At 53.4% G+C, this 15,690-nt stretch carries 13 protein-coding genes; 12 read left to right on the top strand and 1 reads right to left on the bottom strand.

The genetic code is table 11. From position 1 onward, the window contains the following. The first annotated feature begins 8 nt into the window (after positions 1 to 8). The 10 genes from mraY (at position 9) to lpxC (ending at position 11,782) form a co-directional block, all read left to right on the top strand. Positions 9 to 1,091, top strand: coding sequence for a phospho-N-acetylmuramoyl-pentapeptide-transferase (gene mraY / locus FKN99_RS02070; protein ID WP_172116343.1), 1,083 nt, complete (start codon positions 9 to 11; stop codon positions 1,089 to 1,091). Between the two features lie 45 nt (positions 1,092 to 1,136). Beyond that, positions 1,137 to 2,516, top strand: coding sequence for a UDP-N-acetylmuramoyl-L-alanine--D-glutamate ligase (gene murD, locus FKN99_RS02075; RefSeq protein ID WP_172116344.1), 1,380 nt, complete (start codon positions 1,137 to 1,139; stop codon positions 2,514 to 2,516). Beyond that, entirely contained in the window at positions 2,513 to 3,697 is a 1,185-nt protein-coding gene (gene ftsW / locus FKN99_RS02080) for a putative lipid II flippase FtsW (RefSeq protein WP_172116345.1), read from the top strand. Before murD ends, ftsW begins: the two co-directional genes overlap by 4 nt. A 17-nt stretch (positions 3,698 to 3,714) precedes the next feature. Continuing rightward, a complete protein-coding gene (gene murG / locus FKN99_RS02085; RefSeq protein WP_172116346.1) occupies positions 3,715 to 4,812 on the top strand; it encodes an undecaprenyldiphospho-muramoylpentapeptide beta-N-acetylglucosaminyltransferase in 1,098 nt (365 codons plus the stop codon). Positions 4,813 to 4,865: 53 nt separating this feature from the next. Then, positions 4,866 to 6,278, top strand: a complete 1,413-nt coding sequence (gene murC / locus FKN99_RS02090; RefSeq protein WP_253926954.1) for a UDP-N-acetylmuramate--L-alanine ligase — start codon at positions 4,866 to 4,868, stop codon at positions 6,276 to 6,278. Continuing rightward, positions 6,275 to 7,213: a D-alanine--D-alanine ligase gene (locus tag FKN99_RS02095; protein WP_319941217.1), complete on the top strand. Its 939-nt coding sequence runs from the start codon at positions 6,275 to 6,277 to the stop codon at positions 7,211 to 7,213. Before murC ends, FKN99_RS02095 begins: the two co-directional genes overlap by 4 nt. Before the next feature lie 9 nt (positions 7,214 to 7,222). Then, a complete protein-coding gene (locus tag FKN99_RS02100; RefSeq protein ID WP_172116348.1) occupies positions 7,223 to 7,936 on the top strand; it encodes a cell division protein FtsQ/DivIB in 714 nt (237 codons plus the stop codon). 296 nt (positions 7,937 to 8,232) lie between these two features. Next, positions 8,233 to 9,522, top strand: a complete 1,290-nt coding sequence (ftsA, locus tag FKN99_RS02105) for a cell division protein FtsA (protein ID WP_172116349.1) — start codon at positions 8,233 to 8,235, stop codon at positions 9,520 to 9,522. Positions 9,523 to 9,556: 34 nt separating this feature from the next. After that, positions 9,557 to 10,735, top strand: coding sequence for a cell division protein FtsZ (gene ftsZ, locus FKN99_RS02110; protein ID WP_172116350.1), 1,179 nt, complete (start codon positions 9,557 to 9,559; stop codon positions 10,733 to 10,735). 135 nt (positions 10,736 to 10,870) lie between these two features. After that, positions 10,871 to 11,782 carry a UDP-3-O-acyl-N-acetylglucosamine deacetylase gene (gene lpxC / locus FKN99_RS02115; RefSeq protein ID WP_172116351.1) on the top strand — a complete coding sequence of 304 codons (912 nt, stop codon included), beginning with the start codon at positions 10,871 to 10,873 and terminating at the stop codon, positions 11,780 to 11,782. 159 nt (positions 11,783 to 11,941) lie between these two features. On the opposite strand, the gene FKN99_RS02120 is transcribed toward lpxC, so the two are convergent. Then, a complete protein-coding gene (locus FKN99_RS02120; protein WP_172116352.1) occupies positions 11,942 to 12,397 on the bottom strand; it encodes a DUF721 domain-containing protein in 456 nt (151 codons plus the stop codon). A 107-nt stretch (positions 12,398 to 12,504) separates the two neighbouring features. Here FKN99_RS02120 and FKN99_RS02125 point away from each other — a divergent pair, with 107 nt between their 5' ends. After that, on the top strand, positions 12,505 to 12,852 hold the full coding sequence (locus FKN99_RS02125) for a hypothetical protein (protein ID WP_172116353.1): 348 nt from the start codon (positions 12,505 to 12,507) through the stop codon (positions 12,850 to 12,852). 86 nt (positions 12,853 to 12,938) lie between these two features. After that, positions 12,939 to 15,686, top strand: coding sequence for a preprotein translocase subunit SecA (gene secA, locus FKN99_RS02130; RefSeq protein ID WP_172116354.1), 2,748 nt, complete (start codon positions 12,939 to 12,941; stop codon positions 15,684 to 15,686). Positions 15,687 to 15,690 lie beyond the last annotated feature (4 nt).

Here is a 15,690-nt window from a genome sequence, read left to right on the forward strand (position 1 = left end):
CGCCGTTCATGTTACTTTACTTGGCGAATTTTTTAGCTCAGTACCATACGGGCTTTCAGGTTTTTAACTATCTCACCTTGCGCGTCATTCTTGCCGCGTTAACGTCATTAATGCTTTGCCTTTGGCTGGGGCCGTGGGTTATTCGCCGGCTTGTGGAAGGCCAGATAGGCCAGGCCGTGCGTGATGATGGCCCGCAGTCACATCTATCAAAAGCGGGCACCCCTACTATGGGAGGGGTGATGATCCTGCTGGCCATCGGCATCAGCACCATCATATGGGGTGATTTAACCAACCGCTACGTGTGGGTGGTATTGGCCGTTACGCTGGGCTTCGGCGCGATAGGCTGGGTCGATGATTACCGGAAAGTGGTAGAAAAGAACCCGCGAGGCCTGCCGGCACGCTGGAAATACTTTTGGCAGTCGGTGGTAGGCCTTGGCGCTGCGTTAGTGCTGTTTTTCACCGCAACCACGCCCGTTGAAACCAGCTTGTTGGTGCCGCTGTTTAAAGACGTCGCACTGCCGCTTGGTGTGTTCTATATCGTATTAACCTACCTGGTGATTGTGGGTAGTTCTAACGCCGTGAATTTAACCGACGGGCTGGATGGCTTGGCCATTATGCCAACCGTGCTGGTAGCGATGGGATTGTCGGTGTTTGCCTACGCTAGCGGTAATGCAGTGTTCGCCAACTACTTGCATATCCCGTTTATAAACGGCACCGGTGAGCTGGCTATTTTCTGCGCCACGATTGCAGGTGCGGGTCTCGGCTTTTTATGGTTTAACACGTACCCCGCCCAGGTGTTTATGGGAGATGTAGGTGCGCTTGCCCTGGGGGCGGCGCTTGGGGTTGTGGCGGTCATCGTTCGCCAGGAGATCGTCCTGTTTATTATGGGCGGTATCTTCGTAGTGGAGACGTTGTCGGTGATCCTGCAAGTTGGGTCTTACAAACTGACGGGTCGGCGTATTTTCCGTATGGCGCCGCTGCATCACCACTTCGAGTTAAAAGGTTGGCCTGAGCCACGCGTTATTGTGCGCTTCTGGATCATTACCGTTGTGCTGGTGCTGCTGGGCCTCGCGACGCTCAAGGTTCGTTAATCGGTAGCGTTATCGCCTTAAGCGTAAACCGCAAAGGAGCCAGAGATGGTGCGAGTACCCAAGGGTGTCACGGTGGTCGTTGGCTTGGGCCTTTCAGGTCGAGCAATATGCCGCCACCTGGCACGCACGCATACGCCGTTTATGGTCGTCGATACGCGCAGCGAGCCGCCGGGGCTTGACGCTTTTTATGCAGCTCATCCAAACGTTGACGTCATCTGCGGCCCTCTGACGTCGCTCGATTTTACGGATGCTTATGAAGTAGTGCTTAGCCCAGGCGTTGGCCCTGATTCGCCGGGTCTTGAAAGCCTGGCTGGGCGCGTTAACCCGTATACTGGCGAGCCTGTGCTGATTGGTGAAACGGCGCTATTTGTTCGCGCGACCCAGGTCCCCATTGCGGCTATCACGGGATCAAACGCGAAATCCACGGTGACCACTCTACTGGGTGAGATGGCCAGGGCGGCTGGTTTGCGAGTGGCGGTTGGCGGCAACCTGGGAACGCCCGCGCTGGATTTATTGGCCGAGCAGCCGGATGCAGAGCTGTATGTTCTTGAACTTTCCAGTTTTCAGCTTGAAACCACGCCTGTCTTGGGTGCGAAAGTCGCGGCTTTCTTGAATCTTAGCGAAGATCATTTGGATAGGCATGGTGATATGTCGGCCTATCGTTTGGCAAAACAACGTATTTTTAACGGCGCGGAGTATGCGGTTGTCAATCAGGACGACCCCCTGACCTGGCCTTTTCAAGCAAGACCAGGCATTGTCAGCTTTTCAGCGAACCCGCCCACAGACAACAATTGGGGGCTGGTATGGCAAGGGGCCGAGCTTATGCTCATGCAGGGGCAGACGCCATGGGTTTCGGCAAGTGAATTGAAGATAGCTGGCCAGCACAACTATACGAATGCATTAGCGGCACTGGCAATGGGGCAGGCGTTGGCGCTTGATGCATTTGCCATGGTAGAAGCCTTAAAAGCCTTTACGGGGTTGCCTCACCGGAGCGAAACAGTAGCCTGTATTAATGGGGTGACGTGGATAAACGACTCGAAGGGCACCAATGTTGGGGCAACATTAGCCGCTATTGAAGGGTTGGGCGCCACGTTAACGGGCCGCTTGATTTGGTTGGCGGGTGGTGTAGGTAAAGGCGCTGACTTTTCGCCGTTAGCGGTGCCGTTGGCGCGCTGCGCGCGGCTGGCACTGCTATTTGGTGCTGATAGTGAGCGAATTTCAGACGCGGTAGCGGCGCATGTGCCGGTCCAGCAGGTAAACGACTTAACGCAGGCAATGGAGGCCGCATTTAGCCAGGCAGAGCCTGGCGACTGTGTGTTGCTGTCACCTGCCTGTGCAAGCCTGGACCAGTTTCCCAACTACCAGGTTCGAGGTGATGCTTTTCGTCACTGGGTGGAAAGCAGTGTGACGGGAGTATCCTTATGAGCCGATTAAAGCGCTTGCACACTGTATTAACGACGCGAAACTCCCCCTGTGATATCTGGCTCATTGCAGCCGCTGTGGCGCTTGCAGGCATTGGCTGGGTGATGGTCAGCTCGGCCTCAATAGGGCTTCTGGAGAATAGCTTCTACTACTTTCGGCAGCATGGGGTTTTCTTGCTCATTTCAACGCTAGGCTGCCTGTTTATGCTTAGCGTACCCCTTGAAGTATGGCGCCAGAATGCGGCACTGATTTTTTTAATCAGCGTAGCATTGTTGGTAGGCGTGTTGCTGTTTGGTCAGGAAATTAACGGCAGTAAGCGCTGGATATCGCTGCCGGGCCCGCTGCCTAGTCTTCAAGTATCTGAGCTTGGTAAAATAGGCCTTATCTTTTACATGGCGATGTTTATGTCGCGTTTTACCTATGATTTACGCCGCCGTGTTTTTACCATGTGGCGCCCCATTGCGGTGTTGGCGCTACCAGCAGGACTGCTGTTTTTAGCGCCCGACTTTGGCGGCATGGTGGTCTACACCGCGTGTGTCATTGGCATGTTAATGATGAGTGGTGCATCGCTCGTGTTACTTATTGGCAGCGGTGCTGTTTTGGGATTTGGTGCGGTCATGATGGTGGCGCTGGAGCCTTATCGTCTGGCGCGTTGGACCAGTTTTTTGGACCCGTGGGCAGACCAGTTCGCAACCAGCTATCAGTTGACCCAAGCGCTGATTGCCTTTGGTCGTGGGCATGTTACAGGCACCGGGTTAGGAAATAGTGTCCAGAAACTGCACTATTTACCCGAGGCGCATACCGATTTTATCTTTGCCGTTATTGCCGAAGAGCTAGGCATGATTGGCGCTATTGCGATTATCCTGCTGTTTACCCTGTTGATTAGTCGCGCCATGTGGATTGGCCGGAAGGCTGAACTTGCGGGCCATCTTTTTGGTGCTTACGTAAGTTACGGTATCTGTTTTGTTATTGCCTCTCAGGCATTTATCAATATGGCGGTAAGCTCGGGGCTACTACCCACCAAGGGACTGACCTTGCCTTTGATAAGTTATGGTGGTTCGAGCTTACTGGTTATTGGCATGATGATTGGTCTGCTTTTGCGGGTTGATGCAGAAACACGACAGCGGCCGAGCCGTGCGCCAACCCCCTATAAACCGCGCCATGAACCGCGGTTATCGAAATAACTTTCAAGGAGTCGTTTGTGACGGTGAACGCACATCGGCGTGTTTTAATCATGGCAGGAGGAACGGGCGGGCATGTGATCCCCGCGCTTTCCCTTGCGCGTGCGCTTATGGCGCAAAACATTGACGTTGAGTGGTTGGGTAGCCCCAGAGGTATTGAAAATCGACTGGTGCCCGAGGCCGGTATTAAGCTGCATACCATTGCCGTTAGCGGGTTGCGCGGTAATGGTGTGGCCGGCTGGTTTAAAGCGCCGGTGAACCTTAGCCGAGCTATTTGGCAGGCACGTGACGTCATAAAAAGCTTTAAGCCGCAGCTGGTGGTTGGCCTCGGTGGTTTTGCCAGTGGTCCGGGCGGGCTTGCTGCGTGGCTATCGGGTATTCCGCTGGTCGTTCATGAGCAAAATGCAGTTGCCGGCTTAACCAACCGCGTGCTTTCTCGCCTGGCGACGCGCAGCTATGCTGCCTTTTCTGAAGCGTTCGGTACGCGGGCAGACGTCATTGGCAACCCCGTGCGTGAAGATATAGCGACACTTGGCCAAGTGCCGCGTACGATCGAGGCATTACAGGGGCGTCCGCTGCGCTTGTTAGTGGTGGGGGGGTCATTAGGTGCTGTGGCATTAAATGAACGCTTGCCTCAAGCAATTGCTGCGCTATCACCCGGTAAGCGCCCGGAAATACGCCACCAGGCCGGGAAGTCGCGGGACGCTCAAACGGCACAAGGGTACGCCGAACATGGCATACAGGCCGACGTTTCCCCGTTTATTGATGATATGGCCGCAGCGTATGATTGGGCTGATTTGGTGGTTTGTCGAGCGGGGGCGCTAACGGTTGCAGAGCTGGCGGCTGCGGCAAAGCCCTCGCTTCTTGTTCCGTTTCCTTTTGCGGTCGATGATCACCAGCGAGTCAATGCCAATGTACTGGTTAATGCGGGTGCTGCGTTATGCGTTGTGCAATCCGCGCTGACGCCTGAGCGTTTAACGCACTATTTAAATGACTTGTTAGAGCCCGCTACGCTGGCGCTGATGGCTTCCCGTGCACGCCAGGCTGCGCACCTGGATGCCACAGAGCGATTAGCCGAAGGATGCCTGGCGATACTACACAAAGGAGAAAACGTGTGACCGACTCAGTAACCCCATCGTCGCTGCAACGCATAAGTTCAAGCGGCCCGGGTATGCGCCGTATTCAGCATATTCATTTCGTCGGTATCGGTGGCGCGGGCATGTGTGGTATTGCCGAAGTATTGGCCAATCAAGGTTACAGCGTCAGTGGCAGCGATATGAAAGCCTCTTCGGTTATTGAGCGGCTTCGCATGTGTGGTGTTCGGGTTGAGATTGGCCATGCCGAGGAGAATGTCGAAGGGGCCGACGTTGTGGTTGTTTCAAGCGCCGTTGATACGACCAACCCTGAAATTCGCTGGGCACATGAGCACCGTGTCCCCGTGGTGCGTCGTGCCGAGATGCTGGCAGAGTTAATGCGATTTCGTCACGGCATTGCGGTTGCCGGTACCCATGGAAAAACAACCACGACCAGCTTAACGGCGACGCTTTTAGCCGAAGGCGGCCTGGACCCGACCTTTGTCATCGGCGGGAAGTTGACCAGTGCCGGTACCAATGCGCGCTTGGGTGAAGGGGATTATCTGGTTGCAGAGGCTGATGAGTCTGACGCTTCATTCCTGCATTTGCAGCCAATGGTGTCGATAGTTACTAATATTGATGCTGACCATATGAGCACCTATGGTGGTGACTTCGAACGATTAAAAGATACCTTTATCGAATTTCTGCACAACCTGCCGTTCTACGGGTTGGCTATATTGTGTATCGATGACCCGCATGTGCGGGCACTGCGAACTCAGATCAAGCGCCAGTTCGTTACCTACGGTTTTGAAGACGATGCCGATTATCGAATTACCGATTTTGTGCAGCAAAGTGGTGAAGTTTCCTTTACGGCTTTGCGGCCTGGTCAGGCCGCGCCCTTAAGCGTGCGCCTTGCCATGCCTGGTCAGCACAATGCGCTTAATGCGATGGCAGCGATTGTTGTTGCTACGGATGCAGGCGTGAGTGACGAGGCGATTCTGCGCGGTCTGGCAGGGTTTGCTGGGGTAGGGCGGCGCTTTCAAGTGCATGGCCATTTCCCTGCGCCTAAAGTGCCCGGCAAGATTATGTTAGTGGATGATTATGGCCATCATCCGCGCGAAGTGGATATGGTCATCAGAGCTGTCCGCGCTGGCTGGCCTGAGCGTCGTTTAGTGATGCTTTATCAGCCCCACCGCTACAGCCGGACCCGGGATCTCTATGAAGATTTCGTTCGAGTACTGTCCCAGGTAGATACGCTGGTGCTTTTAGACGTATACAGCGCGGGCGAGGCGGTTATCCCTGGCGCTGAAGGGCGCACGCTTGCAGGTTCGATTCGTCAGCGCGGTGAGGTAGACCCGCTTTTTGTTGAACATAAGCAGGAGCTGCCAGCGCTATTGGCCAATGTACTGAGACCCGACGACATCCTAATTACTCAGGGGGCGGGCGACGTAGGTGGTATCTCGCTCAGCTTGGCCAAGGCGAAGCTGCAAATGAGTGAGGTGGAGCTGTGAGCCTGAAAGACGTCAATATTGATTGCTCACGTGTGGTGGTGGTTTACGGCGGCTCTTCTGCTGAGCGTGAGGTTTCCCTTAAAAGTGGTGCCGCTGTACTCGAGGCGCTAAAACGCCAAAAGATTAACGCAGAAGGCTATGACTTACGCGATGAGGGGTTAGCCGGACTTGAGGCTATGGCGCCATCGGCGATATTTGTCGCCCTGCATGGTCGTGGTGGTGAAGACGGTACGCTACAGGGTGCGCTTGAACTCTTGGACATTCCCTATACCGGTAGTGGCGTCATGGCGTCAGCGCTGGGAATGGATAAGCAACGCACCAAGCAGGTTTGGCAAGCCATTGGGCTGCCCACGCCGGAAAGCATTATGTTGACGGCTGATGCAGACTGGGCCGGAGTGGTCGCCAAGCTTGGGTTGCCGATGATGGTTAAGCCAGTACATGAAGGCTCCACGCTTGGGATCAGTATAGTTAAAAGCCAGGAAGCGCTTGAGGCCGCCTATCGCGAAGCGGCACAATTTGATGCCCGGGTGATGGCCGAGCGCTTTGTGGTCGGTGAAGAGTACACGGTGGCGCTGCTGGATGAGCGTGTGTTACCCGCTATTCGGGTCGAAGTACCTGGCGGATTCTACGACTATGAAGCCAAATACGTTTCCAATACGACCCAGTACCATCTTCCTTGTGGGCTTACCGCAGAAGAGGAAGCGCAGCTGGCAACGCTGTGCCAGCACGCGTTTGCGGCCATTGGGTGTGAAGGCTGGGGGCGTGTGGACGTGATGCGGGATGCCAATGGCCAGTTCTGGCTATTGGAAGTTAATACCGTGCCTGGCATGACCGATCACAGTTTGGTGCCTCAAGCCGCTGCCTATGCGGGCATCGAATTTGATGACCTGGTGGTGCAGATACTCCACTCTGCCGGAAAGCAGAACGCATCATGATGAGGCCTTATGAAAAGGCGTAATGCCTGGTTTGGTATCCTGCTTCTGGCGTTACTGTTAGTGGCAGGAGGGCGCGCGCTATGGCTATGGCTGGACCGGCCCATCGAGCGTGTTTCCATCCGTGGGGAGTGGGATTACGTAAGCGCAGACTACCTACGCACTCAGCTTGCCCCTTTGGTTCAAGGTGCCACTTGGTTATCGGCTGATTTAGGCGTGCTGCGTAACCGGGCCCTGGAGATTGGCTGGCTTAAAGAAGTACGTATTTCTCGTGAGTGGCCGAATGCGCTGGTGTTTGAACTGGCGGAACAAGTGCCCGTTGCGCGCTGGAATGATGACTTTTTGCTTAACCCGAAAGGCGAGCCCTTTGCTTTTGCACCTCTGGCGGTGCCTTCAGGTCTGCCTGATCTTGCGGGCCCCAACGGAAGCAGTGAAGAGGTGCTAAGTTACTATCATCGCCTAACACCTTATTTCGCAAACTTGTCGTTGGCACTTACTCAGTTTCGATTAGAACCGCGCGGTGCATGGCGTGTACAGCTAAGTAACGGTGCCTGGATTATGCTGGGCCGGCGCGAGCATGAAGTGCGTTTGGCACGCTTAGCGGCCTCCTGGCAGCGCGAGTTATCAAGGTATAGTGAGCATATTCGTTATATTGATCTGCGCTATCCTAACGGTGTCGCTGTTGCCTGGCATGGTCAGAGTGATTTTGGGGCATCTGAAGACTAACTCAAATTTGAGTTAACGTGCTTTAGCCATGATAAGTCGCCGTCAGCGCGTAAAAACGCTTTAATGGGGTTTAAATTACACTTCAAGCCCATTATTGTGGGCTCGGGCTGGTCGTATTATGCCAATTGTTTCTATACTATGGGCTATCGGTGATTTTGTAGATTTAAACTTCACATCAGCGCTATTGAGCTATCCGTGCTTATCGGTTGCCAAGTTATAATAGGCAAAGAATAAGTTGGTTTAAGTATCCCTATTTATTTTAATTTTAAAAAGTTTACAAGGAGAATTCCCGACTCATGGCAGGCTCACCCAATGCATCGAATATGGTGGTCGGGTTGGACATTGGAACGTCCAAGGTCGTCGCAATTGTCGGTCAACCTACCGATGATGGCGGCATTGAAATTGCTGGTATCGGCTCGCACCCGTCACGGGGTATGAAGCGAGGCGTTGTCATTAATATTGAATCAACCGTTCAGTCTATTCAGCGCGCTGTGGAAGAAGCCGAGCTTATGGCTGGTTGCGATATTCACTCGGTATATGTGGGCATTGCGGGTAGTCATATTAGCTCGATGAATTCAGATGGCGTGGTCGCTATTAAAGAGCGTGAAGTTACTCCTTCTGATATTGATCGCGTTATTGATTCAGCGAGGGCAAGGGCGGTTTCAGAAGGTCAGCGCGTTTTACATGTACTGCCCCAGGAATTTGCAATTGATGCACAAGGCGGTATTCGCGAGCCCTTGGGCATGTCCGGTGTACGTTTAGAAGCGCAAGTTCATCTGGTAACGGCAGCACTCAACGCGGTACAGAATATTGAGAAATGTGTTCGACGCTGTGGTTTGGACGTCGACTCAATTATCCTGGAACAGCTGGCATCCAGCATGGCAGTGTTGACCGAAGACGAGCGTGAATTAGGCGTTTGCATGGTGGATATCGGCGGTGGAACCACTGATATGTCCATCTTTACTGAAGGTGCCATTCGACATACGGCCGTTATACCGATTGCTGGTGATCAGGTCACCAACGATATTGCCATGGCGCTACGTACCCCGACGCAGCACGCAGAAGAGATCAAGGTTAAATACGCTTGTGCCTTAACGCAATTGGCCGCAAGCGATGAAATGATTAAGGTTCCTAGTGTGGGTGATCGTCCGTCACGCGACTTGTCGCGTCAGGCGCTCGCAGAAGTGGTCGAACCACGCTATGAAGAGCTATTTACACTGGTTAGAGACGAATTACGTCGCAGTGGCTATGAAGACATGGTTGCCGCTGGTGTTGTGCTCACTGGTGGCACCTCACGTATGGAAGGGGTCGGCGAATTGGCGGAAGAGATATTCCACATGCCGGTTCGTATTGCTTGTCCGCAAAACGTTAAAGGTTTAGCGGATGTCGTGCGAAACCCCATTTATGCGACAGGTGTCGGCTTATTGCACTATGCACTGCAAGAAGCGCGGCATGGGCAGGGTCTAGAAAGCCACGGGGGAGTCATTGCACCTCACAAAGGTCGCAACGAGCTCTCTCGACGTGATATCAAGGAAGACCATTCGGCGCTGGCCAGAATCAAGGGCTGGTTCAAAGGAAATTTCTGACAGGGCCGCAAGCGCGGTTCAGGAGACGGGGCTTATGTTTGAATTGGTAGATAACGCACCCTCAAGTAGTGCGGTCATAAAAGTAGTCGGTGTTGGTGGTGGTGGCGGCAATGCCGTCAATCACATGGTTGAAAGTAACATTGAAGGCGTTGAATTTATTTGCGCCAACACCGATGCCCAAGCGCTTAAACGCGTATCCGCAAAAACAGTATTACAGCTAGGTGGTGAAATCACCAAGGGGCTCGGTGCTGGCGCCAACCCTGAGGTAGGTCGTCAGGCCGCGATGGAAGATCGTGACCGAATCGCTGAGCTGCTTGAAGGCGCCGATATGGTCTTTATTACCGCTGGTATGGGCGGTGGTACAGGCACCGGCGGCGCGCCAGTGGTTGCGCAAGTTGCCAAAGAACTGGGTATTTTAACGGTCGCTGTCGTTACGCGGCCTTTCCCGTTTGAAGGCCCCAAGCGTATGCGCGCTGCCGAAGAGGGAATGAAAGAGCTCTCTCAGCATGTTGATTCGCTGATCACCATACCCAACGAAAAGCTTTTATCCGTACTGGGTAAAAGCGCGACGCTGTTAACTGCGTTTAGCGCTGCTAATGATGTATTGCTTGGCGCTGTTCAAGGTATTGCCGAGCTGATCACAAGCCCTGGTATTATCAACGTCGACTTTGCTGATGTGCGTACTGTTATGTCTGAAATGGGCATGGCAATGATGGGTACGGGCGGAGCTACCGGCGAGAACCGCGCCCGTGAAGCAGCCGAAAAAGCTATCCGTAGCCCGCTTCTGGAAGATATCGATCTGCATGGCGCGCGAGGCATTCTGGTCAATATTACGGCAGGCCCGGATCTGTCGATTGGCGAGTTCAACGATGTAGGTGCCACCGTTCAAGAGTTTGCTTCACAAGAAGCGACCATTGTCGTGGGAACTTCCATCGATATGGAAATGTCGGATGAGCTGCGTGTTACTGTTGTTGCTGCTGGATTAGATGGCGCGAAAGCTGCCAAAGCGACGACACGTGAACCTGCACGTCGCTCTTCTGCTGACTCTTCTGATTACCGTAAGCTACAGCAGCCTACCGTAATGCGTCAGCAAGCAACTGCCCGTGCAGAGGCGCCTGAACACGCGCCCAAACCGCGTCCGGAAAAGAGTCGCTCAGCCGATGCTGACGACTATCTGGACATACCTGCTTTCTTGCGCCGTCAGGCCGATTGATTGTTTCTATAGGTTTACCGGGCCAGCAAACGAGTGTTTTATTGGTTAAAACGCTCGTTTGCTGTTATAGTGAACACTGTTTGATAACTTTCCTTCCCCTACGGTACTACCGTCATTAGAGTTCGACCACTGCCCATGATCAGACAACGCACCCTACAAAACGTCATCCGCGCCACTGGAGTGGGTCTGCACTCCGGCAAAAAAGTCCACATGGCTTTGCGTCCGGCGCCGACAAACACCGGGATTGTGTTTGTTAGAACCGATCTGGAGCCTGTGGTACATATACCCGCACGCGCAGAGTTAGTGGAAGACACAACACTTTGCACTGCACTTTCACTCGAAGGTGTGAAAGTGGCAACGGTTGAGCATTTGATGTCAGCGTTTGCAGGACTAGGCATCGATAATGCTTACGTTGACCTAAGTGCTCCCGAAGTACCGATTATGGACGGTAGTGCCAGCCCGTTTGTGTTTTTAATCCAATCGGCGGGTATTCTTGAGCAGGATGCAGCAAAGAAATTTATACGTATCAAGCGTCGCGTCGCGGTTAAAGATGGCGATAAAGAAGCCGTTTTCCTTCCGCACCAAGGGTTCAAGGTCTCGTTCGCCATCGACTTCGACCACCCGGTTTTCGAACAGCAGAAACAAACCGCGCTTATCGATTTTTCGACGACCTCTTTTGTGAAAGAAGTTTCTCGGGCGCGCACCTTTGGGTTTATGAAGGATTTGGAGTTTTTGCGCTCTAATAACCTGGCCCTGGGGGGGAGTCTGGATAATGCGATCGTGGTTGATGATTATCGCATCGTCAATGAAGGTGGTTTGCGTTACGAAGATGAGTTCGTCAAGCATAAGGTGCTGGATGCGATCGGCGATTTGTATCAGTTAGGCTACAGCCTGATTGGTGAGTTTCACGGTACAAAATCTGGCCATGCGCTGAATAACCAGCTTTGCCGCGAATTGATGGCACAGCCTGATGCTTATGAAATCGTAACGTTTGAAGATGAAAAAGCCGTTGCGCCTATTTCGTACGCAGCGCCTGCAATGGCCTAACTGCCAAGCAGGAGTGTCAGATATTCGCTATGACGCGCTATCCAGGTTTCTCCTTTGATAGTGCTCAAGCTCGATAACTGGCCTTGATGATAAAAGCACCGTTCAGGCGGTGCTTTTGCGTTTCTGGCATTTGAAAAGTGCGCAAGGCGCGCGGCACGCTTATTTTGGTGCGTGAGACGCAAGGCGCTCTAATGCTTTACGCAGCGCAGGATTGTGCGTGTCGCTTGCGCACTCGCTGAGCGTTTTTCCCGCACTGGCGGATAAGTGTCGGGTATTACGCAAAGGTGCTTCAACTGGGCGGACGGGGCGTACTTTAAAGGTAAAGCCGTTCACAGCCTCAAAGCCTGGCAGTTGATGTAGCAGCGTCAACAGCCGCCGCTGTTCAAAGCGTAGCCATGTCAGCCAGCTTGCCTGCCCACTGATCAGGGTTAAGCGCCCATCGCGAAAGCCGCCGACAAAGATATGTGGGCGCATCTCTTCTGGCAGGTGGGCTCTTAAATGACACTGGGCCTGATCTATCAAGCGAGACTGGCGCATTAATTGGCCAATATCCCCTGACTTGTTTAGCAGACGGGCGATGGGCTGTGCGCGAGAACGCTTAACCTTTATACTCATACGCTTGAATCCTGGGGTAACCCCTCAATATATAGCCAAGTAGCGGCATCTACACGGATGCATTACTTATTTGCAGAGCCTAACACGCTCAGGAGCCAATCCACAGCATGTCCTCCACGCTTAACACCTTTTCTGCTTTGCCGCGACGTAACCGTCGCTATGGCTTGGCGCGTTGGTGGCTGGCGGGGCTCCTGGTAAGCTGCTTGTTGCCCAATAGTTTAGTGCCTTTTGATGCCATGCGGGGGGCTGAGCGTAACGTCTGCGTGTGTTTGTGGGTGCCGGCTATTTTACGTGCTCAATCGCACTGGATCGCCAAAAGGCGACGCGCGTTGCGCGGTTGGCAGCAGCGATTTAAACGTATCGCGGTGCAGCGCCACTTTTTACCTGTTTATGTTTTTATAAAGCGCCGGGTAGCCGCACACGATGTGCTTACCCAGCGCGGTCCGCCCGCTTAACTCACGGTTTTCTAAAACGTACTTTACTTGCCTTATACGGAACAGGGCGAAGCCCATTGGTTCGCTCAAGATGATTTGGAAATTTCATGATTAATAATTTGTTACGCAAGGTTGTTGGCTCCAAGAACGACCGTGAAGTAAAGCGCATGCACAAAAACGTTCGCAGTGTGAACGTGCTCGAAGCTGAGCATGAAGGATTAAGCGACGCTGAATTACAAGGTAAGACAGCGGAGCTGCGTTTGCGCCTGGAAAATGGCGAGACGCTGGATAGTTTGTTGCCTTCTGCGTTTGCGATTGTGCGAGAGGCCAGCAAGCGCGTCATGGGTATGCGGCATTTTGATGTACAGATGGTGGGGGGCATGACCCTGCACCGTGGTCGTATTGCTGAAATGAAAACCGGCGAAGGTAAAACGCTGGTAGCGACACTGGCCGTTTATCTCAATGCACTGCCTGCAAAGGGCGTACACGTTGTCACCGTCAATGACTACCTTGCCCGCCGTGATGCCGAGTGGATGCGCCCGCTGTATGAGTTTTTAGGGCTTTCTGTTGGGGTTATCTTTTCCGGTCAAACCGGGGAGGAGAAACGCCATGCATATCGGTGTGATATTACCTACGGTACCAATAACGAATTTGGCTTTGACTACTTGCGCGACAACATGGCGTTCTCTTTGGAGGATAAGGTGCAGCGTGGCCTGCACTATGCCATTGTCGATGAGGTGGATTCTATCCTGATTGATGAGGCGCGTACGCCGCTGATCATATCAGGTGCGGTGGATGAAAATACCAATCTTTATAACGTCGTTAATCAGCTTGCCCAGCAGTTGGAAGAGGGTGAGGTCTCGGAAGATGACGACCAGCCTGCAACCGGCGATTTTGTGCTGGAGGAGAAGCAAAAGCAGGTTGAGCTGACCGAGCAGGGGCATAACAGGGTTGAAGAGTTGATGCAGGCGGAAGGCCTTCTTAAAGAGGGTGAATCACTTTACGCCGCTCAAAACCTGAATTTACTTCAGCACATGCATTCTGCGCTCCGGGCACGGCATCTCTACAATAAGGATGTTGATTACATCGTAGTGGAAGACCAGGTGGTCATCGTTGATGAGCATACTGGACGGACGATGCCTGGCCGCCGTTGGTCGGAAGGGCTTCACCAGGCTGTTGAAGCCAAGGAAGGGGTCACCGTTCAGCGCGAGAGCCAGACGCTGGCATCCACCACCTTCCAGAACTATTTCCGCTTGTATGAAAAACTGGCAGGCATGACCGGTACTGCTGATACGGAAGCCTTTGAGTTCCGTCAGATTTATGGGCTTGATGTTATCGTCATCCCCACCAATCGCCCGTTAGCCCGTAAAGACCTTAACGACCTGGTCTACCTTAGCGCCGAAGAGAAGTACGAGGCGATTATTAAAGACGTTCAGGTCGAGACAGAGGCAGGCCGCCCGGTGTTGGTAGGTACGGCGTCCATCGAGACGTCTGAGTACCTGGCGCACTTAATGCGCGAAGCGGGGCTGAAGTTCAATGTCCTGAATGCCAAGCAGCACCAGAGTGAAGCCGAGATTATTGCTCAGGCAGGGCGTCCTGGCGCGATCACTATTGCCACCAACATGGCCGGTCGAGGTACCGATATTATGTTGGGGGGCAACTGGGAAGCTGACGTTGCCAAGCTGCAAAACCCAAGCCAGGCGCAGATTGATGCATTAAAAGCCGAGTGGAAGCAGCGTCACGATGGTGTGCTGGAAGCCGGTGGCCTGCACGTTATTGGTTCGGAACGCCATGAGTCTCGGCGCATTGATAATCAGTTGCGTGGACGTTCTGGCCGTCAAGGCGATCCAGGTTCAACGCGGTTCTTCCTGTCGTTGGAAGATAGCCTGATGCGGCTATTTGGTTCTGACCGCGTTAAGCGTCTCATGCAGGCATTGGGCCTGGAGCGCGGCGAAGCCATTGAGCACAAAATGGTATCTAACGCCGTTGAGCGTGCCCAGAAAAAAGTGGAAGGGCGTAACTTCGATATTCGTAAGCAGTTGCTTGAGTATGATGACGTGGCGAACGACCAACGCCGGGTTATTTACGAGCAGCGCAATGAGGTTCTGGCCTCTGATGACATTTCAGAAGCTGTCGTGGGTATTCGTGAAGAAGTCATGGAAGACACCATTAACGACTTCGTTCCGCCGCAGAGTTTAGCCGAGCAGTGGGATCTGGCTGGGCTTGAAATGCACCTTAAGACAGAATTCAACCTGGATGCCCCGGTGGTCCAGTGGGCCGCTGATGATGAGCGCTTTAGTGAAGAGAAGCTGCGTGAGCGTCTGCAAGACATGCACCGTGACGCTTATGCGGCCAAGGTGGATGCCGCAGGCGCGACCCTGATTCGTCGTTTTGAGAAGCAGGTCATGCTTCAGGTTCTGGATACGCGTTGGAAAGAGCACTTGCAGTCCATGGACCACCTGCGTCGGGGCATCCATTTACGCGGCTACGCACAAAAGAACCCCAAGCAAGAGTACAAGCGTGAATCGTTTGAATTGTTCCAGCACCTGCTGACCAATATTAAAGCGGATGTCACCCGTATTCTGAGCCATGTTCAGGTACGTCAGCCTGAAGAAGTTGATGCGCTGGAGCAAAAGCGGCGTGAAGAGTTGGCCCGCGAAAAAGCCGCGGCCGCGAATCGTCACGATGATGCTTCTTCCAGTGAAAGCGGATTAAGCGGTGAAAACAGTGATGTGGAAAGCACTGAGCAGGACGCACGCCCTGTCCGTCGCGAAGGGCCGAAAGTCGGCCGCAACGACCCGTGTGTGTGTGGTTCAGGTAAGAAGTACAAGCAGTGCTGCGGCAAATTAAGCTAATCAG

It is taken from the genome of Halomonas hibernica (assembly GCF_013183775.1).
GTDB lineage: Bacteria > Pseudomonadota > Gammaproteobacteria > Pseudomonadales > Halomonadaceae > Vreelandella > Vreelandella citrativorans.